The sequence below is a fragment of the Algoriphagus antarcticus genome, assembly GCF_002150685.1.
GTDB lineage: Bacteria > Bacteroidota > Bacteroidia > Cytophagales > Cyclobacteriaceae > Algoriphagus > Algoriphagus antarcticus.
The window spans coordinates 1-20,322 of record NZ_MSSW01000104.1; the positions used below are offsets into that span (position 1 = coordinate 1).

Sequence of the window (20,322 nt, forward strand, 5' to 3'; positions counted from 1 at the left end):
CTTACATCACTTCAAAGAACTTAGCGTCACGCATTTGTGACTCTGGTCAGATACTGAAACCTTCGTTTCAGCTTCCGTTTTTTCCCCTTCCTTGCTGAAGGGAGTGCAAAGGTAAGAAGTATTTCTACAACTGCAATACCCTCTGAGAAATTAATTTTTAAAGTTTATGAGAACCAAAACTCTCCACCACTTTACCTCTTCTCTACCGAAGGGTGCGCAAAGGTAAAAGATCATTCCCGACTTTCTACTTCCCTTTGCAAGATTAATCCTTCAATACCTTTTGAGACTCTTTTCTCATTCCCTTTCTCCGCCGTTCGCTACGTTTGGGAGTGCAAATATCTACCTTTTTATTTTAGTGGCAAGGGCCACTCAAAAGATAATTGTAAAAATTTACCTGAATTTTCGCAGTCCTTTAATTATCAGGACTTTTGTTTTTTGTAGAGCGGAACTGTACTACATGGTTCGCCATACATGATGGTTTTTGCACGGGATTGTATCAATGAAATGATTTTGCCGTAGGCGAATAAAGGAATGGGAAATTCACTGCAACCTTTGACCACAACTGGCTTATCGGTAAACAAATCCAGGTCTAATTTCTTCAGACAATCCTCCGCAATCATAACCTCAAGTTCTTTTAGATCTCCAATTGAAAAGCCAAGAGCAATAGGATTGAGATAAGTAGCTGCCAACATAAATGCCCAATTAGGCACTATAGCATCAGCTGTGCAGGTGATGGCTACCCACTTATTTTCATACTGATCCCAATCAATTTCTTTGAGCGCAGCTCTGAAGTCTTTCTCTCTTAGCATTAACTCTTGAAAGAGGAATGGCTTAAGATCAAATATCAAACGCTCTTCTTTAGGATAAATCTCCTCTAGATTTAGTGTAATTATTGGACTGCTCGCAACTCTATTTACTATCTCACTCATATCAGCAATGGATTCTTTTTGGACTGAAGGGCTTTGAACTCCTTCAGGTAATTTGGGACGAAATAAGCCAGATCTGCTAATTCTCCTCTTTGGTACTTTTTATAAGCTAAAACCCCAACATAATCAGCGGAGATTTTTAGATCTAGAAAGACTGCATTTGGATGCTCAATCACTTTGGAGACTTTCTCCACCGCATCACCCACAAAGTGAACTTTGCCCCTATCGAGCAAATCTGAAAACGACACTTCATCGATGATTTCGGATTCAAGCTTCCATAAAGAATTCAAGTCATGATCGAATACTTCACGATAAACCTCCATCCTACGCGCATCCAACATAGCAATAATAAGTCTCGTGTCTGGCATCTGTGATATTGCTCCGAATGACAAAGCTTTCAAAGTGCTAATTGCAATCAACGGTATATCTCTGGCAAAAGCCAATCCTTTGGCGACTGAAACACCAATTCTCAATCCAGTGTAAGATCCAGGCCCCTCTGATACAGCAACTGCATGGATTTGCCCAATTGTTAACTTGCATTCATATAGAAGTGTCTCTATCATCCCCATCAGTTTCTCAGAATGTGCACCTGGCACATCTAGGGATTTCTCCCCCAATAAAGCTCCATTCTGATGAACTGCAATGGAACAAATTGGTGTAGATGTCTCCAGGGAGAGAATAACTGCCATAATTCTTATTTGGATGAGGCTGTAAGCACCATTTTGATTTTCTCAGGCTCTTTCAAATATTCTTTTGCCAGCATGACATCTTCGTCATCCAGCAATCCTACCTGAATCATTCCTTCTTGAAAATAATATCTAGACACGATTTCCTGAGAAAGAATTTTTTTGATCTCCTCCTTATTAGTGACAAGATCCTGTTCTTTGCTATGATTCACTCTCTTTTCAAGTGAATCTATTTGAGCTTTGATCTCATCATAATAATCCACTTTCTCGGCATTCTTACGCATATCCTCCACAGATTTCTCTAGGTAAGTAGTGTAATCATATTCTTTGCCTTCCAGCCATTTTAAAAAACCGTCATAATCTGCATTTGAAATGGCAAAGCTAGATGGATCTGCAATTTCAGAATGATCATAGAAATATTCCGTGGCGTAATCAAACACGTGGTTTCTCGCTACCAAACTATAAGAAATAGGCGCATAGCTTTTCTGCTCCACGCTCTCATCAGGTTCAATGCCTGCTCCATCTAATACAGCTCTCCCATTTTTGGTGTAGAAGACTTTTCTCAACGAATCAGGAACAGTCACCAATTCATTATTTTCTCTGCTTTGCAAATAATCAATAGCCTGAATACAGCGACCACTTGGAATATAGTATTTGGCGGTAGTCACTTTCATCTGAGCATTATATGTCAATGGCACGGTAGTCTGAACCAAACCTTTTCCAAATGACTTTCTTCCAATCAATACAGCTCGGTCATAATCCTGTAGTGCACCAGCCACTATTTCTGAAGCCGAAGCACTGTGCTCATTGAGTAACACAACCATTGGAATATCCTTATCCACTGGAGTTTTGCTTGTCTTATATGTGTAATTCACATTTTCAAGCTTACCAATAGTCTTAACAACTTCTTTTCCTTTTGGTATAAATAGATTTACGATCTCCACTGCTTCATTCACCAGTCCTCCTGGATTATCCCTCACGTCCAGCACCAATCGATCTATGCCTTGGCTTTTCAAATCAACCAGTGCATTTCTAACCTCCGTTGAAGCATTGGTAGTAAACTCAGCAAGCTTGATGTAGCCAGTATGCTCATCAAGTTTACCATAGTAAGGAACATTCTTGATCGCAATTTTCTTTCGGATCACATCAAACTCAAGCGTATCCAAATCTCTTTTCACCTGTAAATGAACAGGCGTATTTGCAGGACCTTTTAGCAGGGTTGAAACTTCGGCAGTTCCCAAGCCGATCACACTAGTAGTGTCTATCTTCAGAATATAATCTGCAATTTTCAAACCGACAGTCTGAGCAGGAAAACCAGTATATGGCATGATGATCATACTCCCTTCGCCCCGATTACCTATCAATGCGCCAATGCCGGCATATTCACCAGTGGTCATCATACGGTAATCATCAGATTCTTCCTCTGGTATATAAGTGGTGTAAGGATCTAGCTCTACCAGCATTGCATTGATACCAATGGAAACTAATGCATCCGGATCAATATCATCAACATAGTAGGAATCCAACTCCCTTATAAGCGTCGCGAAAATGTCAATGTTCTTTGCTATGGCAAATAGCTTGTCATTTTTAGCTTTGAATGCAAAAAACCCTGTGAGTACAAATGCTCCCAATACGAATATTAAGAGGGATTTTTTTAATGATTTATTCATGTTGCTTTTGGTTTTCGCTTACGATGCTGGCCAGTTTTTTTAAAGCCAAAGTGATTTTAGTCTGAATTTCTGAGAATTCCATCAAATCCGAACTTACATAAATTAAGCCAATGGACATATCCGGAGCAGAAGGTGGGATCAATGCTTTGTTGAGCCTGTAGGCTTCACGCATTCTTCTTTTTACGAAGTTGCGTCCGACGGCCTTTTTGATTTTCTTCTTCGAAACGGAGAAAAGCACCTGAGAGGTTCCAATACCCTGGTCCTTTTTAACATAAAATTGGACTTTAAATGGGTATAAAAAAAAAGAGGAACCTTCGTTAAAAAGTTCCTTGATAAGTTTGTCGGCATGAAGCCGCTCACTTTTTGGGAGTCTGCAATTCATCACAAGGACTATAATCGTATGTGAACATACGAAAAACAGTGCTAAGAATTACTTCTTCAATGTCTTTTCAGAAGAAACACTTAATTTGTGTCTTCCTTTTGCTCTTCTAGCTTTCAGTACTCTTCTACCGTTAGCAGAAGACATTCTTTCTCTAAAGCCGTGCTTATTTTTTCTTTTTCTACGGGAAGGTTGAAATGTTCTTTTCATGATCGAATATCTTTATCTAATTGCTTTCTAATTCTTTGTTCCTCGGGAATCACCCCCAAAAAGGACTGCAAAGATAAGTACCATTTCTTTAAATTCAAACAAGCCAAAAAACATTTGCTTGAATTCATTCAACTTACCAATGATCAAATACCTAATTGAATCCACTAACTCATTTTCTCAATTCATAGAAATCACCCTCTCCATTCCTGTACGGCATCTTTCGCAGGTTAGACTACAACTTCCAGCCTGGCGTGCGGGACGATATCAGCTTGCAAATTACGTCCAAAATATTCGAAATCTCAACATTTTGACACCAGCTGGAAAGCAGATATCCGCTTCAAAACTGACAAAAGACTTGTGGGGATTTAACCCTGATCATGTAGGTGAATACCAAGTACACTATGAATATTACTGTGCAAAGATGGATGCCGGCTCATGCTGGGTAGATGACGAGCAGTTTTATCTCAACTTCGTCAATTGCTGCTTTGAGGTAGAAGGAATGTCTGATGAAAGGATAAATGTAGAAATAAACTATCCTCAACACTACCAATCTTGCACTACACTTCTCCAAGAAAACCACGAATTCTTTGCCATTAACTTCCAGCAACTTGCTGATAGTAGCTTTCTAGCTTCTCAAAATTTAACTCATGACTCCTTTGAATCAGGTGAAGTGAACTTCCATTTATGGTTTCACGGAGAACTCTACTTTGATCTGAATGAGTTCAAAGCAAATCTTCAGCGATTTGCCGAGAAACAAATGGAAGCTTTTGGAGAATTTCCTGTCGAGGAATATCACTTCATCTATCAACTCCTGCCCTTTCCACATTATCATGGAGTAGAGCATCAGCGGGGAACGGTCATTACTTTTGGTCCTGCCGAAAGCCTCGCAGAACGAGTCCACATGAACGAACTCATGGGTGTGAGTTGTCACGAACTCTACCATGCATGGAATGTCTGCCAGATAAGACCAACCGAAATACTACCCTATGATTTTTCCAAGGAAGCCTATCATGAAGCAGGCTGGATGGTAGAAGGTGTCACTACTTACATGGGAGATATTTTCCTTTTGAAATCTGGCTATTTTTCCCTGAAGGAATACTGTGAAACTTTTGAAAAAGCGCTGAATAGAGAATCAATAAACTTCGGCTGGCAGAATCAATCTATCTTGGAATCCAGTTTTGATCTTTGGATTGACGGATATGTGGGTGGGATTCCTGATAAAAAAGTAAGCATCTACACGCATGGTGCTTTGATTGCTTTTTGTCTGGATGCCATGCTTTTGGATGAGAACTCATCACTTCATCAGGTAATGAGGATCCTATGGAAAAGATTCGGAAAACCAAAAATTGGATACTCAGTGAAAGAGGTGTGGGAAGCTGTACTTTCCCAAACCAATCATCCTATTTATTTCAACCAATTTCACGATGACTATATTGCCGGGAAAGAAGACATATTCCCTGTGGTATATAAGCATCTCGCTTCTTTAGGCTTCGATCTAATAACCAAAGCCAAAGAAGACCATTTACCTTCTGATTTTGGCATAATCAAACTAGAAGATGGCAAAATCACTAAAATCCATCCAGCAAGCGAGGCTTCAAAAAAACTAATGTTGGGTGATGTAATCAAATCACAAGAACTGACGGCGAATGGCGTTGGATTATCCATAGATCGATTTGGGAGAAAGCTAAAAGTTGAATTAACTCGTTCCAACGAACTTCTATTCAGAGACCATTTCCTCGTAGACAAAAAAACCAATCCTAAAAGAGCCGCTTGGATGAATGGCTAAAACAAAAAGGCTGTCTTCACAGACAGCCCTTTATGTTTTTGTTTTAACTAACGATTAATTGAACAACGAGTCATCTAAATCCTGGTTGAACTCAATGGAAGTAATCTTCGCTTCCAATGGCATAGGCAACATAGCATTAGTAATAACCATCGTCATTGGCATCATTAATCCGTCCACTTCCTTGTAATCTTTGTAAGAAATTGTACCTGCAGCTTTTGATTCCGTTTGCAGCTTTAATCCATTCGCCACACTGTAATATTCGGTGGTATTACCATCTCCTCCAGTCTCAAAGGAAAGTATATGCGCTTCCTCTCCATCTATTTCTGCCGTTCCATCATACGTCACTGTGACGCCTAGTTCGTCCAGATACAACTCACGGAAAGCATAAATCTGATTTTTCATCGCTGTCAATTGGTCTTCTGTCAAGACCTGCTCCTGACCCATAGCCATTACTTTACCTGCCCCATCTTTCAATACAGTTTTTGAAACCGTATTTCCATTCATATCTGTCACATTAAGCAACCGCTGATTTTCCTGATCAATCACACTAGACATATCTAGTTTCATGCCTTGAAACTCGGCTTGCATTTTCATCTCCACATTGCGAACTGCCTTCATTTTGGCCTCTCCACCAGTCGCTTTGACGTAGTTATCTATCACTTCTTTGACAGAACTCTCCACCGTCACCTTGGATAAAACCTCTTTTTCTACTACACTAGCCTGTGTAGTCACTGACGCTGCTAGCAGGCCAAGAGCTAATACTAAAATATTTTTTTTCATAATTGATTAGTTAAAGTCTTCCTCAGTCAATTCTGGATTCAATTCTAAACTGGTCACTTTAGCTTCAAGTGGAACGGGAATCATGGCTGATTTGATTGTCTGCGCCATTGGGATCATTACTCCGCTTTTCTCCTGGTAATCCTTATAGAAAGTGTCCCCCGAAATTGGGTTCTCATTTTTGATTTTCAAGCCTGATTCTACAGAATAATAGTTATTCACAGAAGAACCCAATGGAGTAGCAACGATGATTTTGTAAGCAGGAGTGCCTTCCACATCTTTGATACCATCCAGCGTGAGCGTGTATCCCATAGTACCGTAATATAATTCAGGCAAAAAGTACGTATCCAGCTTAGCTGCATCGATTTGCTCATCTGTCATATCTATGGATTGCCCTTGTACGCTTACCACACCTTTCCCGTCCTTAATCCTAGAACTCTGCATTACATTTCCACCCACTAGTGTATTCTGTGCATAACGCATATTTGGATTGTCAAAGATTTGTTCAATAGTGAGTTTCTGACCCATCACATCTGCATCCATAACCATTTTTGCAGTTTTGATGGAGCTTACAGCGCTGTTTCCTCCGATTGCGGAAATATAGTTTTCAAGAACTGTCTCAACAGTGACATCAGCATCAACTGCAGCCATTTCTTTGGCAGGGTAGCCCATATTATCATACAATTTTACCTCGCCAAACTGCGCCAGCTTTTCCTGGATTTCCGAAGCATTTCCCACAGCCGTGATGTAAAGCTTGGATGGATCAATCAAATCATCTGCAGTTTGGTTGATATCAGCTACGGTCAATGCATTCATTTTCTGCAAATAGGTCTCATAGTAATCTTTTGGAAGGTCGTACCGCTCGATGTTCAAAGCAAAATTTGCAATTGTACCTGGACTCTCCAGAGATCTACCAAATGAACCTGCAAGATTGGATTTGGCTTTATCCAATTCTTCCTGAGTAACTCCATCCTCTACTAGTCGATTAATTTCATAGATGAATTCCACCACAGCTGAATCAGTCACCTCAGTACGAACCGAAGCATTTGCTGAAAATTGTCCAATTAGCTTATCTTCTGCAAAAGCAGAATAAGCACCATAAGTATAGCCTTTATCCTCACGGAGATTCATGAAAAGTCTGGAAGAAGATCCTCCACCGAAGATCTGATTCAATACTATGCTCGAAATATAATCTTCGTCTCCTAGTGTCAAATCAATAGGCTGAGCGATGTCAATTACAGTTTGGACAGATGAACTGCGATCTACTAATCCTACCGTGGTTTTGGTCGTTGGCGCTGGAGCGTCATAGGAGAATTTGGGAACGTCACCTGGTTTCCAGTCGCTAAAGTATTTCTTCACCACTGCTTCAGCTTCTGATTTACTCATATCACCTACAATAGCGAGATAAGCGATATTTGGCTTGAAGAACGTATTATAATAAGATTTCACATCCTCTACACTCACGTTACCTAGTGAAGCCTCGGTAGTTACTTCTCCGTATGGATGATCTTTTCCATAGACCATAGCGCTGGACAATCTGCTAGAAATTGCATTTGGTTCATCTTTGCTCGTAGCCAATGCCGTCAGCGACTGCTTCTTCAATTTCTCTAATTCTTCTTCAGGAAAAACTGGGTTATAAAGTACATCAGACATCAAATCAAGGATTTTCCCCTGATGCTTTTTCAAAGAGGATGCGGAAATAGAAGTAGAAGAGACGCCTAGATTTGCACCAATAAAATCAACTTCCTGATCAATTTGATCCTTGGTTCTAGTAGTAGTTCCTGCCATCATCATCTGACCTACATAGCCTGTCAAGCCAGCTTTGTCGCCTTCAAATAAAGGATCTCTTTCTAGCACTAGCGTGAAAGAAACTCGTGGGAGCTTATCATTCTCTACTACAAAAACTTTTAGCCCGTTATCAAGCGTAAAAGTCTCTGCCTCACCAATTTTAATAATAGGCGCTGGTCCTGCTTTTGGAAACTCACTTCTGTCCACCTGAGCAAAGCTCACGACAGAAACCAGAAGGCTCAATACAAAAGATATTGTTATTTTTTTCATGTGTTTATAAGTTTCTTTGAAAGGTCACTACCTGTCCCGATATATCGGGATAGAATCTCGCAAGGCATCCCGATAGCTGTCGGGACATTCCGCTGCTTGTCGTTATTCGTCACGCTCGATTTCATGTCATTTCGATTGTTAAGGTGAATCAATTACTGAGCTGGTTCAGCTGGCTTTGGTAAATAATACAAGACCACACGTCCATCCAAAGTCATGTATTCTTTGGCTACTCTCTGAATATCAGCTTTAGTTACTTTGCTGTATGCTTCCATCACTTCGTTCACATAATCAGTTCCACCAAACATCACGTGAGCTTCTGCAAGGTTTTCGGCAACTCCAGCCATAGAGGAATTACCGCTCACGATATTGTTTTCCATGATATTCTGTAGTTTCTCAAAATCCGTATCCGAGATCCCTTCATCCTGCACTTGCTTGATTAGCTTGTCGATTTCAGTCTCCAGGTCTTTTGGCTCCACGCCCATATTAGCGATACCATACATCAAGAATACACCGCCATCTTCGAGCTCAAGTGGAATTGCAGCTACTGCAAGTGCTTTTTGTTGCTTATCTACCAACTCCTTTGTCATCAAAGATGAATTTCCGCCAGTCAAATACGTGGAAAGCATAGACATGGCATAAGAATCTTCATCCGCTTTCGGAGGAAGATTATAAGCCTGAATCACTGCAGGAATCTGAATATTGTCATAGACGATATCTCTGATCTCAGCCGTCTTTTTCGGCTCTGTCACATCAGGTCTATAAATTTCCTCTTTCCCTTTAGGGATTTCCGAAAAGTATTTTTTCACCCACTCCTCAGTCTGTTTGTAGTCGATGTCACCGGCGATGGTCAACGTCGCGTTGTTTGGTACATAGAAATCCTTGTAGAACTGCTGGAACTCATCGATGGAAGCTGCATTCAAATCGTCCAGCGAACCAATCGGCGCCCAGCGATAAGGATGAACAGAATAGGCTCTTTTAAGCGTTTCGATGAGGATACTTCCGTAAGGTCTATTGTCATAACTCTGACGCTTCTCCTCTTTTACGACTTCACGTTGTGTATCTACTCCCGTCTGATCCACCTTGGAATGTAGCATGCGCTCACTTTCCATGTAAAGTGCCAGCTCAAGTTCGTTAGATGGTAGTGACTCGTAGTAGTAGGTAATATCATTTGAAGTATAGGCATTTAGCGTTCCTCCATGCGATTGGATAATATTCATATATTCTCCACGCTCGATATTCTCAGAACCTTCAAACATCAGGTGCTCGAAAAAGTGTGCAAAACCAGTTCTGTCTGGCTGCTCATTTTTAGATCCCACATGATATAGGACTGATGTCACCACGATTGGCGTGGTATTGTCCTGGTGCATGATTACATGCAGTCCATTGTCCAAGTCAAATTCCTTGAACTCAATTTTTGTTTGTGCCAGAGCGGGTACACTTAGCATCCCTGCCACTAACCCCAAAGCAGTAATTTTTCTCATCATAGTATATTGGATTTTGTTCTCATTAATTAAAAACTAGAAGATGATCCGTCAGAAAAGGCATTTAAAAAGCTTAATTCAACTCTGCAGAAACCATTCATCACAATTTTACCCTAAAAAAATAATAATAATTGTAATCTAAAAATTTAGGATGAAATATTAATAAAAAACAATGCCTTGAAAACTCAGTTTCCAAGGCATTGTTTTATGGATTTAGCTTTGATAATATATCCTTTGCTTCGTGCCATTGAAGTCTCGGCCCGAATTGACTTACGATTTTCGAACTTGCCATGGACGCAAGCTTTCCACTCGAAGCATAGCTGTGTCCATTTGTGATGCCATACATAAAAGCTCCCGCAAACATATCTCCTGCGCCATTCGAGTCAATAGCATTGGTCGCGTAAGGCTCAATATCAATGAAGGTATCTCCGTCGTAGATCATAGCACCGTTTTTACCCTGAGTGATCACAAAGTGTTTGGCTACTTTTTTCAATTCCTCACGAGCTTCTGGCAAATTATCCTTTCCTGTGAAAAGCATAGCCTCTTCTTCATTTGCAAAAAGCAAATCCACACTGGCACCGACGACCTCTTCCATAGGCTCTTTGAAATACTTCACCATCGCTGGATCAGAAAAAGTCATTGCCACTTTTACTCCGTTTTCTTCTGCTATTTTCTTAGCGTGCTTCATTGCCTGCTTGCCATTTTCCGAAGTAATCAAATAGCCTTCTATGTACAAATACTTTGAATCCTTGATCGCTGCTTCATTTACATCCGCAGTGGAATAGGTCTCTGTGATACCTAGGTAGGTATTCATCGTACGCTCCGCATCTTCTGTCACCATCACCAGGCATTTTCCTGTAATTCCCTCCACCAAATTAGTTTCGCTCAGATTATGAGAAACTCCAGCATCTTTCATGTCATTCATGTAGAAATGTCCTAGTTCGTCATTGGCAACCTTGCAAGAATAATAGGAATTTCCACCAAATTGAGAAATCGCAATCACCGTATTTCCCGCTGATCCACCACATTGCTTTTTGGCTTGCTCCGTATTGATCACTTTCATCAAAGCATTTTGGCGGTCCTCATCCACCAATGTCATCAGCCCTTTCTCCACGCCATTGTCAGCAAAAAACTGATCTTTTACTTTGAATTCTATATCTACTAGGGCATTACCAATGCCTGTTACGTCGTATTTTTTCATTTTTTTTCTGTATTGGAAAATTAAAATATTTTAAAATTGGAAGATTCGTTTTTGATATGGCAAGGTGTTAAAGTCAGCTAGTGTGTGATGTCAGAAGTAATAACTTGTCAGACTGAGCGAAGTCGAAGTCCATATGAGTATGTCCTCGACTTCGCTCGGACAGACATCACTCAATGAAAATTATATTCAGTATTTACAATATCGTCCTCGTTGTCTACCTGCGCTTACTTCGATATTCATTATTCAACATTCTTCATTCTATATTTCATTTTCAAAGGTATGCATCGGTCATCGGTCATCTAACATACGACATCCTACCATCAATCAAATACCCTATGCCTCTCAAATGGCTTTTCACTGTCAAAAAGGAATCGATAGGTATGATGTGTCTTGTAAATATCCGCCAAAAGCTGCTCACAAATACGCATCATCTTAGGATTGAAGTCTCCTATCCAGTTCATCTCGATGGTCTTGTATTGGAAATCACTTGAGCGACTCATCTTATCATACGTGATAATCATGGCACTTTCTACTCCTTTTCCCTGATGCTCTGGCACTACACCAAACACCAATCCCAGCATTTTGTTAGGTGGTGAAAAGGTTTTGTACCAAAGGAATTTCAGTTTCCCGATCAAATCCATCTTACCGTTCACGTGCTTGAAGATTTGATTGATCTCTGGAATCTGGATAAAAAAGGATATCGGCTCTCCTTTATAAAAGCCAAAGTAGATCAGCTTTTCGTCGATGATGGGCTTCATCTTGGCAAACATCATCTGAGCTTCTTTCAGTGTTATTGATTTGCCCATGTGTCGAGCCCAAGCTTTATTATAGACTGTCATGAAATATTCAGCCGCTTTTTCCTTCAGCTCCTTCCCTTTCAAGTAGTGAAATTCATAGTCAGGATTATCTGTAACTACCTTAGATCTGGCGATCATTTTCTCATCAAAGCCTAAACCTTGCACATTTCTCGCATAGGTGAATTGCTTGAAATAAATCTGGAAACCGTAGTTCTCGAAGAAGTCTTGATAATAGGCAAAGTTCCACGGCATATTGTAGTTCGGCTCAGTGAATCCATCCACGAGCAATCCCCACCATTTATCTCGCTCACCGAAGTTGATCGGACCGTCCATCGCCTCCATTTCTTCACTTTCCAGCCAGGCTTTTGCGGTGTCAAAAAGTAAAAAAGCAGCTTCCTGATCATTAATGCATTCGAAGAAACCCAAACCGCCAGTCGGTTGCTTTTCCTTCATCTTTGGATTGATGAAAGCTGCTACACGTCCGATAGTTTCTCCGTTGTCATTATGCAAAAGCCAACGCTTGGATTTTGCTCCATTTCGAAAAAGCTTGTTGGTTTCTTTATGAAAAAGCCCCTCGATATCTGCGTCAAGAGGCCTGATCCAATTCTTTTCGTTTTTATAAAACCTGACAGCCATCTCAATAAACTCCTTCTGATGGGCAGGCGTGCTGACTTCGATCAACTTCATTCGGGTGATTTTAGAATGCTAAATTAGGGAGATCGGGTGAAAGAGCAAAAATACAGCTAAACGTAGAAAATAATGAGAAACTAAAAAAAAGAATTTGGACCATTTAAAACTTAAAATAACCATTCGCCAAAAAAAAAAAAAAAAAACGGGTAAATTAATAACTTGAGTAAACTTTAAATAAAAAACTATGAAAAAGTTAATTCTAACTATTCTGATTATTGGGGCGGAATTATCTTTCTAAATCCTACGAATGTATTTGATGAGGAAGATTATCCTTGGTTTGTAGAGCCAGATTATTGTGCTTTCCATACAAATCAGGATTGTCAAGAAGTAGTAACAAAATGTAGATACGTTGGAGGGGATTATTGTATAATATTTGAACAAATTCCATGTGAAGAAGTTTGTCCGAACTCCTATCCTAGCTAAACTAAATTTTTAAATAAATTGATATATTTTTATAACAAATAAATAACTAAAATATGAAAAAATTAATTATATCATTCTGCATTATTATTGGAACATTAAATATCTTATTTACTCCTGAGGTTTATGCGGAAGAAGAATTTTATTACAAAGAAGATGACTATTGTGGATTTTACACAGGTGGGGCATATCAGGAAGAAGTTATCAAATGTAGATACATTGGCATAGAGTACTGTATATATTTTGAACAGATACCATGTGAGGAAGTTTGTCCATGGTATATGTTTCCTGCCTAATTTATTTTCAGACTTGCATAACCTACAATTTATTTATAAAAATAATTGTAGGATTATTAGAAACTTATAGCATCCATATTGATAAATCACAATGCTCAGATCAATTTTATATATTTTTTTAGCCAATATTATTATCTCTTGCAGTTCGGATAATTTATCTCAAGAAAAAATAAAATCAATAAATCCAATTCCAGTTCCAAATGAAACTGAAAAATACATGAGTTCATTCATATCAAAAATTGAATACTTTTCATTCCCAGAACAGGCCAGTGTTACAAGAATTGATAAGGCTCAAGTTTTTGAAGAGAATTATATCTTTGCAGATTATGATTTATCTTACAGCTTATCTATTATAGATAAGGAAATGAATTTCGTAGCAAATATTCAAAAGTTTGGGGAAGGACCAGGAGAATATTTAGTTATTCATGATTTCACAATAAATAGGGATAGAAAAACTATTGACATACTATCTCTAAAAAAGTTGATTCGCTATGATTTTCAAGGAAATTTCATAGATGAATTTAAGTTACCTGGAGTATTTACAAAAATACAACACACTGATAAAGAATCATATATACTTTACAGACCTAGTGCAACGCATAAAGACTTAATTTCTCCAGACAACAACTCCATATTATGGATTTGGGATGTTAAAACAAATGAAATTACAAATATTCCTTCACCAGTGGAAGAGATAAAACTCCCATTTTTTAAGGAGCGAAATAACTTAAATTTTCAAGATGGGAAGATACTTTTTTCTGCAAATTTTCTTGACACAATCTATTCTTATAACTTAAATGGAAAATTGATTAATAAAAACTATTTTACTGGAAAGAATAAATATTTACCTTATGACTTAATGGCTAAAACTAAAGGAAGACTTACACCTGAGCAAAAGAGTGAATATTATTACCATCATGCAAATTTACTGGAAGACAATAAACACATAATTTCAAGATTAATATTTAATGGGTATTTAACTAACATCATTTACTTTAAAGAAAAAGAGCAAAGTATACTTTTTTCAAAAACAGAAAACGATATAGACGGTGGATATAATTATATAATGCCAGTAATTTTAAATGAAGGATACTTAATATCGACATTAGAAGCTCCTTATTTAGTTGAAAGATTTGAAAATAAAAACGAGTCTGACAGTAGTTCCTTTAATAGTTTTGCAGAAAAACTAACCATAAACTCCCCTTTAGTATTAATGAAATATCACTTAAAATAATATTTCATTAATTATGATTCTATCTCAAACTTTTTTACACTTATTTGATGAGCCATTTTTAATCCTTCCTATTGGACTCAAGCCGGTCTAAAGCTTCATCTATTGGAATGGAAGGCTCATCAGATTGCTTGACTTTATCATAAAGTAGGACATCCTCTATTTCTTCCAGTTTTTCCATCATATACTCCAACTCTGGAACAGAAATCACCACAGAAATCTTATTTCCTGCTTGGTCAGTGATGTATTTAGGATTGATTGTCAGCATGATGTAAGTTATTAAACTTTACTATTACCCGCAATATCGAAAGCAAACTTGATTCTCACTTTTAAACTTACTCAATCAACCACCTCTCCATACAGATCAAACTCCGTCGCTTCAGTGACTTTGGCTTGCACGAAATCCCCAACTCTGCAGTAATGCTTGGAAGCATCGATTAGCACTTCGTTGTCTACTTCAACAGAATCGTACTCAGTACGACCTACGAAGTGACCGCCTTCTTTTTTGTCGATTAGCACTTTAAAAGTCTTGCCAATTTTCTCCTGATTGAGGTCGTAAGAAATCTGCTCCTGAATCTCCATCAGATGATTTGCACGCTCCTGCTTCACTTCCTGCGGTATGCTATCTTCCATCGTGTAAGCATGGGTGCTTTCCTCATGAGAATAAGTAAATACGCCCAAACGCTCAAATTTCATTCGCTCCACGAAGTCTACCATTTCTTGGAATTCTTTCTCGCCTTCTCCCGGGTGACCGGCGATCAGCGTAGTTCGGATAGCGATATCTGGCAAAATATCACGGATGCTATGGATTAAGTTTTCCTGCTTTTCACGTGTGGTACCACGACGCATCGCCTTCAACACATCGGAAGAACCGTGCTGTAAAGGGATATCTAGGTAGTTGCAAATATTATCACGCTCCTTCATCACCTCAATCACGTCCATCGGGAAGCCCGTCGGATAAGCATAATGGAGACGAATCCAGTCGATCCCATTCACATCAGAAAGTCTGCGCATCAACTCAGCAAGGTTTCTCTTCTTATAAATATCCAAGCCATAATAAGTAGAATCTTGTGCGATCAACAGCAACTCCTTCGTTCCGCCAGCAGCTTTGTGCTCAGCTTCCTTCACCAATTCTTCGATAGGTCTGGAGATGTGTCCGCCACGCATGATAGGAATAGCGCAGAAAGAACAAGGTCTGTCGCAACCTTCAGAAATCTTCATGTAAGCGTAGTGCGAAGAGTGCGTCAATAAACGCTCTCCAACCAACTCATGCTTATAATCTGCTTTGAATTTCTTCAAAATGGCAGGTAAATCTCTTGTTCCAAAAAATGCATCAACTTGAGGGATTTCCCTTTCCAGATCGTCTTTGTAGCGCTGCGAAAGACATCCTGTCACGTAGACTTTGTCCACCAATCCTTTTTCTTTGGCATCCACATACTGCAAAATGGTGTCGATAGACTCCTGCTTTGCATTGTCGATAAACCCGCAAGTATTGATAATGATGATGTTATTGTCGTCCGTCCCAGACTCATGACTTGCGTTGATGCCATTGCCCCTGAGCTGGGTAAGCAGCACCTCTGAATCAACAAGATTCTTGGAGCAACCCATAGTTACAATATTGACTTTGTCTTTTTTTAACGTTCTCGCTTTCACAGTTTTCCTACATTTTGAGGGGGCAAAGGTATAGAAAAAAGCGCGAAGCAACTTTTTGAATTTAAAATTTAAGAATTTGAAATTTAAAATGGGCGTCTTCGTGAGGAACCGCCAGTGCCGAAGAGTATGGAAAGCGATCTGGGATGTAAACTAGGCTATTCTAGCTCAAGCCTTCAGAATTGTGCTTCAGACTGCTGTATAGAAACCAAGCCAATTTATTGATCGTGCCTTTGGCACTCTTGGAATAATAATCTCTCATTATACCCCGAATTTCGCTGCGCTGTATTTGGGGCTGATACGGTTCTTGCCGTTGGCAAGAATTTGAAGGAAATATCAAATGAATTTATGCTAATAGCCAAGAATGTCATCGATAAGTAACGAGATTCTGAAATGTATAAAATGAGAATGTTAAAAAAGAGCCAAGTCAATATCAGTAATTCTATTAACAAAACATTATTGTAAGATGCTAGTTTTGATTCCAAATTACACCAATAGTATCACAATCACTGTAAAAAATATTAATAAAGGGAACGATACGAAAAACGCTGACCTTTACGGAGCAACAAGATAAATGGATCAAAGCTCAGATTGAAGCGGGTGAATTCACCAACGAATCTGAATATGTACGGCATCTTATCCGCTCAGATCAAGCACGTAATAGCAAATTTGTTCAATTAAAGGCCGCTATTCAAGCTGGCATAGATTCAGGCGTTAGCGAGAGAACTATTCCCGAAATCATGAAGGAAGTAGAAGAGCGAATGAAAGCTGATGAACGCTTATAAAATATCCACACGCTGTGTTCAGGATTTGGCCGACATATATGAATTCGGAATAGAACAATTCGGACTAAAACAGGCCAGAAAATACATTTTGGGGCTCCATGAAATCTTTGAATCACTTGCAAAAAAAAAGTTTTATAGGAATTGATGCTAATGAATTAATTCCCGAACTAAGAAGATTGAATTTCAATTCACACATGGTTTTTTATTTAAGGACAGATTATGGTGCTAATATCATTCGTGTCCTTCACCAAAGCATGTGCTATCAGAGGCATATCATAAAATGATTTTTTCAATGTCACAGCCCACGAGTATCAGAATTTTAAATTCTCCATTTTAAATTCTTCCTCCATTCATTTAATACCCCGTTATCTCTTTCAGCAACCCGAAGAACCCTTTCTTCCTATCGGAATTGATTCCCCAATCAACCGGCACGCTTTGGTATCCTTCTTCAAATCCCTCGCCTTTCATTCGATAATCAAAATATCCCCAAGAGGCATAAGCTGAGACGGCAGCAGTGAAGTTGTTTAAATCCTGATCAAAATTGAAGTGATCATCTTCATTGTAAACGATAGGTTGATTTGTGTACCCATCTACGTCTCGGGTTGCTTCCACTTGCTCGATAATCTTGTTGGGATCAGAAACACCATTTCCATGAAGTAAAATAAAATCAGAAGCCTTTACTACATTCTCCTTTGGCACTGTCCCTCCCCCGTAACTAGTGCTGACTAGAAATCTATAGCCATTTTTCTTCTTGCTTTTCACCAGTTCTATCAATTCATGAACACGCTCAGGCTGTAGGATTTCATGATCATACCGCACATTACATTCATTGTTCACTTCGATTAGTACATTTTTGTAGTTCTTTTCATGTAGCCAATCAATCACATTGTTCACAGCATTTACGACAGCTTTTTCATCGGCAAGATTATCATCCTGCCCAAAGTAAAATAAGCCCAACATCGGCGCCATCCCCAATTCATCGGCGTTATCCAAAATCCGCTCTAACCTCTTAAAATATCTAGGTCTCAGTTCACCACTTTCAGTGTATGCGGAATTGACCCACGGCTGACTTTGTGAATAACCATATGGACTTCCTCCTTGCAAATTTATTGTGAACGAAAGCAAACCATAGGATTTCCACTCTGCCATGTGACTTACAAAGTCATCTGTATTCCTATCAGCATCCCACTTCTTGGTGTCTGAATACTCCCAGTTTTTCACTGTCTCAGGATTCAAATCATCAAATACCCCTTGCACCATTCTGGAATTCATCAATAATCCTTCAATCTTATATCCATTCCAATCTCTGCCCGGATAAGTTAATTCATTATTGATGTAGAATTTGTCAGCCGAGATGCTCACGACAGTCTTGCGTGGAGTTTGTGAAAAAACTACAAATGCTGAAAAAAGATAAATGACAGTTAGAAATGCTAATGACTTGAATTTCATAAATTTCAGGTTTTGGGTCAAAGTAGAATCTTCAATTTCACTTCTTTTTGGAAACGAGACAATTAGAGCTTGATTTTTTTTATCTGTAAGCCAATATTACCTCAAGATCATTTCTCATGATATTTTGATAAACTAAGCTTAACTCGCTTCATGAGTTGGAGCAACTGCTTTTTTCTACTTTTGAGACGTACAGCAAACTTTTTAACTCCTTGCATTTATTTTTCGCCCCGATTCATATCGGGGCCATTTTGCAGGGCGCTAATTTATTCTTTGGCAATTTACCTGCTTCCTGTACCTTAGGAAGGAAATCCCAATTCTATGGAAACAACTGACCTGACTTCCCAAAACTTAACGTTTGATCGAAAAAAATACAGCGACAAAATCTTACTAGAGCTTTATGAGTCTTTGATAATGCCTAGAAGAATTGAGGAGAAAATGCTCATTCTCCTTCGACAGGGAAAGATCTCAAAATGGTTTAGTGGATGGGGACAGGAAGCAATTTCTATCGGGGTTGTAAATGCACTTCAGGCAGACGAGTATATCCTTCCTATGCATAGAAATCTGGGGATTTTCACTGGGAGAAATATGCCTTTGGAAAGGCTTTTCGCACAATTTCAAGGAAAGCTTTCAGGATTTACTAAAGGTCGTGACCGCTCCTTTCACTTCGGATCGATCGAGCATCACATCGTAGGAATGATCTCTCACTTAGGTCCCCAACTGGCAATCGCTGATGGAATTGCCTTGGCAGATAAACTATCTCAAGAAAAGAAAGTGACGGTCGTATTTTCCGGAGATGGAGCTAGTTCAGAAGGCGATTTTCACGAGGGATTGAATGTGGCTGCCGTGTGGAAATTACCGGTGATTTTTGTAGTGGAGCACAATGGCTTTGGACTTTCCACTCCTAGCGAGGAACAATTCGCATTCAAGTATTTCACAGAAAAAGGCCCTGGATATGGGATGGAAGCAATTCGGATTCAGGGAAATAATGTATTGGAGGTTTATGATGAGATCAAAAAACTAGCGGATGACATTCGTAAAAACCCCCGTCCTGTATTAGTTGAAGCTATTACTTTCCGAATGCGAGGACATGAGGAAGCATCAGGGACCAAGTATGTACCAAAGCAACTGATGGAAGATTGGGCTAAACTCGATCCAGTCGAAAACTATGAAAGTTACCTACAGGAAATTGGAATTCTTGATGAAAAGAAAAAGGAGAAGATAAATACCAAAATCAAAAAGGCCATCAACGATGCATTGGATATCGCTTTTGAAGAAGAAGCTATTTCAGCAAATCTCGAAACCGAACTTTCGGATGTGTATTTCCCTTTTGAACAACACGTAATTTCTCCCTCAGAAAACTCTCCAAAATCTGAAAAGAGGCTAGTCGATGCGATCTCGGACAGCTTACGACAATCCATGGAAAAGTATCCCAAGCTAATCCTGATGGGGCAGGATATCGGCGAATACGGTGGAGTATTCAAAATCACAGATGGTTTCAAAGCTCAATTCGGTGCTGATCGCGTTCGCAATACGCCACTTTGCGAAAGCGCCATTATCGGTGCTGGACTTGGCCTTTCCATCAAAGGCTACAAAGCAATGGTGGAGATGCAGTTTGCAGACTTTGTCTCAGTAGGCTTTAACCAAATTGTAAACAACCTCGCGAAAACCCATTACCGCTGGGCGCAGAATGTCGATGTAGTGATCCGAATGCCTACAGGTGCAGGAATGGCTGCCGGCCCTTTTCATTCCCAGTCCAACGAAGCCTGGTTTTTTCATACGCCAGGACTGAAAATAGTCTATCCTTCCAATCCCTTCGATGCCAAGGGTTTA

Annotated in this window: 18 protein-coding genes; 5 read left to right on the plus strand and 13 right to left on the minus strand. The window is 39.4% G+C overall.

Annotation, left to right across the window (positions count from 1 at the left end; translation table 11 throughout):
* Positions 1 to 419: 419 nt before the first annotated feature.
* From BVH04_RS24030 to rpmH, 5 genes are read right to left on the minus strand one after another with little or no spacing between them, the layout of a single operon-like run.
* Positions 420 to 929: a DUF2480 family protein gene (locus tag BVH04_RS24030; RefSeq protein WP_086544002.1), complete on the minus strand. Its 510-nt coding sequence runs from the start codon at positions 927 to 929 to the stop codon at positions 420 to 422.
* Positions 926 to 1,615 (minus strand): tRNA (adenosine(37)-N6)-threonylcarbamoyltransferase complex dimerization subunit type 1 TsaB, encoded by a 690-nt coding sequence (gene tsaB / locus BVH04_RS24035; RefSeq protein ID WP_086544003.1) that lies wholly within the window; start codon positions 1,613 to 1,615, stop codon positions 926 to 928. Before tsaB ends, BVH04_RS24030 begins: the two co-directional genes overlap by 4 nt.
* Before the next feature lie 5 nt (positions 1,616 to 1,620).
* On the minus strand, positions 1,621 to 3,282 hold the full coding sequence (locus BVH04_RS24040) for a S41 family peptidase (RefSeq protein ID WP_086544004.1): 1,662 nt from the start codon (positions 3,280 to 3,282) through the stop codon (positions 1,621 to 1,623).
* Positions 3,275 to 3,664, minus strand: coding sequence for a ribonuclease P protein component (gene rnpA / locus BVH04_RS24045; protein WP_086544005.1), 390 nt, complete (start codon positions 3,662 to 3,664; stop codon positions 3,275 to 3,277). The genes BVH04_RS24040 and rnpA overlap by 8 nt, the downstream gene beginning before the upstream one ends.
* A 48-nt stretch (positions 3,665 to 3,712) precedes the next feature.
* A complete protein-coding gene (rpmH, locus tag BVH04_RS24050; RefSeq protein WP_074226946.1) occupies positions 3,713 to 3,871 on the minus strand; it encodes a 50S ribosomal protein L34 in 159 nt (52 codons plus the stop codon).
* 139 nt (positions 3,872 to 4,010) lie between these two features.
* Between rpmH and BVH04_RS24055 the strand changes: the two genes are divergently transcribed.
* Positions 4,011 to 5,657, plus strand: coding sequence for a M61 family metallopeptidase (locus tag BVH04_RS24055; RefSeq protein ID WP_086544006.1), 1,647 nt, complete (start codon positions 4,011 to 4,013; stop codon positions 5,655 to 5,657).
* A 54-nt stretch (positions 5,658 to 5,711) separates the two neighbouring features.
* On the opposite strand, the gene BVH04_RS24060 is transcribed toward BVH04_RS24055, so the two are convergent.
* From BVH04_RS24060 to BVH04_RS24080, 5 genes are all read right to left on the minus strand, one after another.
* Positions 5,712 to 6,437 (minus strand): LolA-like protein, encoded by a 726-nt coding sequence (locus BVH04_RS24060; RefSeq protein WP_086544007.1) that lies wholly within the window; start codon positions 6,435 to 6,437, stop codon positions 5,712 to 5,714.
* 6 nt (positions 6,438 to 6,443) lie between these two features.
* Positions 6,444 to 8,492 (minus strand): M16 family metallopeptidase, encoded by a 2,049-nt coding sequence (locus BVH04_RS24065; RefSeq protein ID WP_086544008.1) that lies wholly within the window; start codon positions 8,490 to 8,492, stop codon positions 6,444 to 6,446.
* A 152-nt stretch (positions 8,493 to 8,644) separates the two neighbouring features.
* Positions 8,645 to 9,973, minus strand: coding sequence for a M16 family metallopeptidase (locus tag BVH04_RS24070; protein WP_086544017.1), 1,329 nt, complete (start codon positions 9,971 to 9,973; stop codon positions 8,645 to 8,647).
* A gap of 205 nt (positions 9,974 to 10,178) precedes the next feature.
* Positions 10,179 to 11,174, minus strand: coding sequence for an adenosine kinase (locus BVH04_RS24075; protein ID WP_086544009.1), 996 nt, complete (start codon positions 11,172 to 11,174; stop codon positions 10,179 to 10,181).
* A gap of 320 nt (positions 11,175 to 11,494) precedes the next feature.
* Complete coding sequence (locus BVH04_RS24080) at positions 11,495 to 12,658, minus strand: hypothetical protein (protein ID WP_086544010.1); 1,164 nt, start codon at positions 12,656 to 12,658, stop codon at positions 11,495 to 11,497.
* A gap of 479 nt (positions 12,659 to 13,137) precedes the next feature.
* Here BVH04_RS24080 and BVH04_RS24085 point away from each other — a divergent pair, with 479 nt between their 5' ends.
* Positions 13,138 to 13,377, plus strand: coding sequence for a hypothetical protein (locus tag BVH04_RS24085; protein WP_086544011.1), 240 nt, complete (start codon positions 13,138 to 13,140; stop codon positions 13,375 to 13,377).
* A gap of 91 nt (positions 13,378 to 13,468) precedes the next feature.
* The gene (locus tag BVH04_RS24090) at positions 13,469 to 14,611 is read left to right on the plus strand and encodes a 6-bladed beta-propeller (RefSeq protein ID WP_086544012.1); all 1,143 of its coding nucleotides are present in this window, start codon (positions 13,469 to 13,471) and stop codon (positions 14,609 to 14,611) included.
* A 58-nt stretch (positions 14,612 to 14,669) separates the two neighbouring features.
* Here BVH04_RS24090 and BVH04_RS24095 read toward each other — a convergent pair whose 3' ends face one another.
* Together BVH04_RS24095 and rimO are read right to left on the minus strand one after the other, a co-directional pair.
* Entirely contained in the window at positions 14,670 to 14,876 is a 207-nt protein-coding gene (locus BVH04_RS24095; protein ID WP_086544013.1) for a hypothetical protein, read from the minus strand.
* A 71-nt stretch (positions 14,877 to 14,947) separates the two neighbouring features.
* Positions 14,948 to 16,261 carry a 30S ribosomal protein S12 methylthiotransferase RimO gene (rimO, locus tag BVH04_RS24100; RefSeq protein WP_086544014.1) on the minus strand — a complete coding sequence of 438 codons (1,314 nt, stop codon included), beginning with the start codon at positions 16,259 to 16,261 and terminating at the stop codon, positions 14,948 to 14,950.
* Positions 16,262 to 16,806: 545 nt separating this feature from the next.
* On the opposite strand from rimO, the gene BVH04_RS26765 reads away from it, so the two are divergent.
* Positions 16,807 to 17,043 (plus strand): type II toxin-antitoxin system ParD family antitoxin, encoded by a 237-nt coding sequence (locus tag BVH04_RS26765; RefSeq protein WP_394335245.1) that lies wholly within the window; start codon positions 16,807 to 16,809, stop codon positions 17,041 to 17,043.
* Positions 17,044 to 17,397: 354 nt separating this feature from the next.
* On the opposite strand, the gene BVH04_RS24110 is transcribed toward BVH04_RS26765, so the two are convergent.
* Positions 17,398 to 18,492 carry a hypothetical protein gene (locus BVH04_RS24110; protein WP_086544015.1) on the minus strand — a complete coding sequence of 365 codons (1,095 nt, stop codon included), beginning with the start codon at positions 18,490 to 18,492 and terminating at the stop codon, positions 17,398 to 17,400.
* Positions 18,493 to 18,810: 318 nt separating this feature from the next.
* On the opposite strand from BVH04_RS24110, the gene BVH04_RS24115 reads away from it, so the two are divergent.
* The coding region (locus tag BVH04_RS24115) for an alpha-ketoacid dehydrogenase subunit alpha/beta (protein WP_086544016.1) at positions 18,811 to 20,322 on the plus strand (1,512 nt) is incomplete at its 3' end.

Bases quoted from the DNA above. Each gene is read 5' to 3' on its own strand.
- BVH04_RS24030 (WP_086544002.1), bottom strand. From the start codon at position 929: ATGAGTGAGATAGTAAATAGAGTTGCGAGCAGTCCAATAATTACACTA.
- tsaB (WP_086544003.1), bottom strand. From the start codon at position 1,615: ATGGCAGTTATTCTCTCCCTGGAGACATCTACACCAATTTGTTCCATT.
- BVH04_RS24040 (WP_086544004.1), bottom strand. From the start codon at position 3,282: ATGAATAAATCATTAAAAAAATCCCTCTTAATATTCGTATTGGGAGCA.
- rnpA (WP_086544005.1), bottom strand. From the start codon at position 3,664: ATGAATTGCAGACTCCCAAAAAGTGAGCGGCTTCATGCCGACAAACTT.
- rpmH (WP_074226946.1), bottom strand. From the start codon at position 3,871: ATGAAAAGAACATTTCAACCTTCCCGTAGAAAAAGAAAAAATAAGCAC.
- BVH04_RS24055 (WP_086544006.1), top strand. From the start codon at position 4,011: ATGATCAAATACCTAATTGAATCCACTAACTCATTTTCTCAATTCATA.
- BVH04_RS24060 (WP_086544007.1), bottom strand. From the start codon at position 6,437: ATGAAAAAAAATATTTTAGTATTAGCTCTTGGCCTGCTAGCAGCGTCA.
- BVH04_RS24065 (WP_086544008.1), bottom strand. From the start codon at position 8,492: ATGAAAAAAATAACAATATCTTTTGTATTGAGCCTTCTGGTTTCTGTC.
- BVH04_RS24070 (WP_086544017.1), bottom strand. From the start codon at position 9,973: ATGAGAAAAATTACTGCTTTGGGGTTAGTGGCAGGGATGCTAAGTGTA.
- BVH04_RS24075 (WP_086544009.1), bottom strand. From the start codon at position 11,174: ATGAAAAAATACGACGTAACAGGCATTGGTAATGCCCTAGTAGATATA.
- BVH04_RS24080 (WP_086544010.1), bottom strand. From the start codon at position 12,658: ATGAAGTTGATCGAAGTCAGCACGCCTGCCCATCAGAAGGAGTTTATT.
- BVH04_RS24085 (WP_086544011.1), top strand. From the start codon at position 13,138: ATGAAAAAATTAATTATATCATTCTGCATTATTATTGGAACATTAAAT.
- BVH04_RS24090 (WP_086544012.1), top strand. From the start codon at position 13,469: ATGCTCAGATCAATTTTATATATTTTTTTAGCCAATATTATTATCTCT.
- BVH04_RS24095 (WP_086544013.1), bottom strand. From the start codon at position 14,876: ATGCTGACAATCAATCCTAAATACATCACTGACCAAGCAGGAAATAAG.
- BVH04_RS24110 (WP_086544015.1), bottom strand. From the start codon at position 18,492: ATGAAATTCAAGTCATTAGCATTTCTAACTGTCATTTATCTTTTTTCA.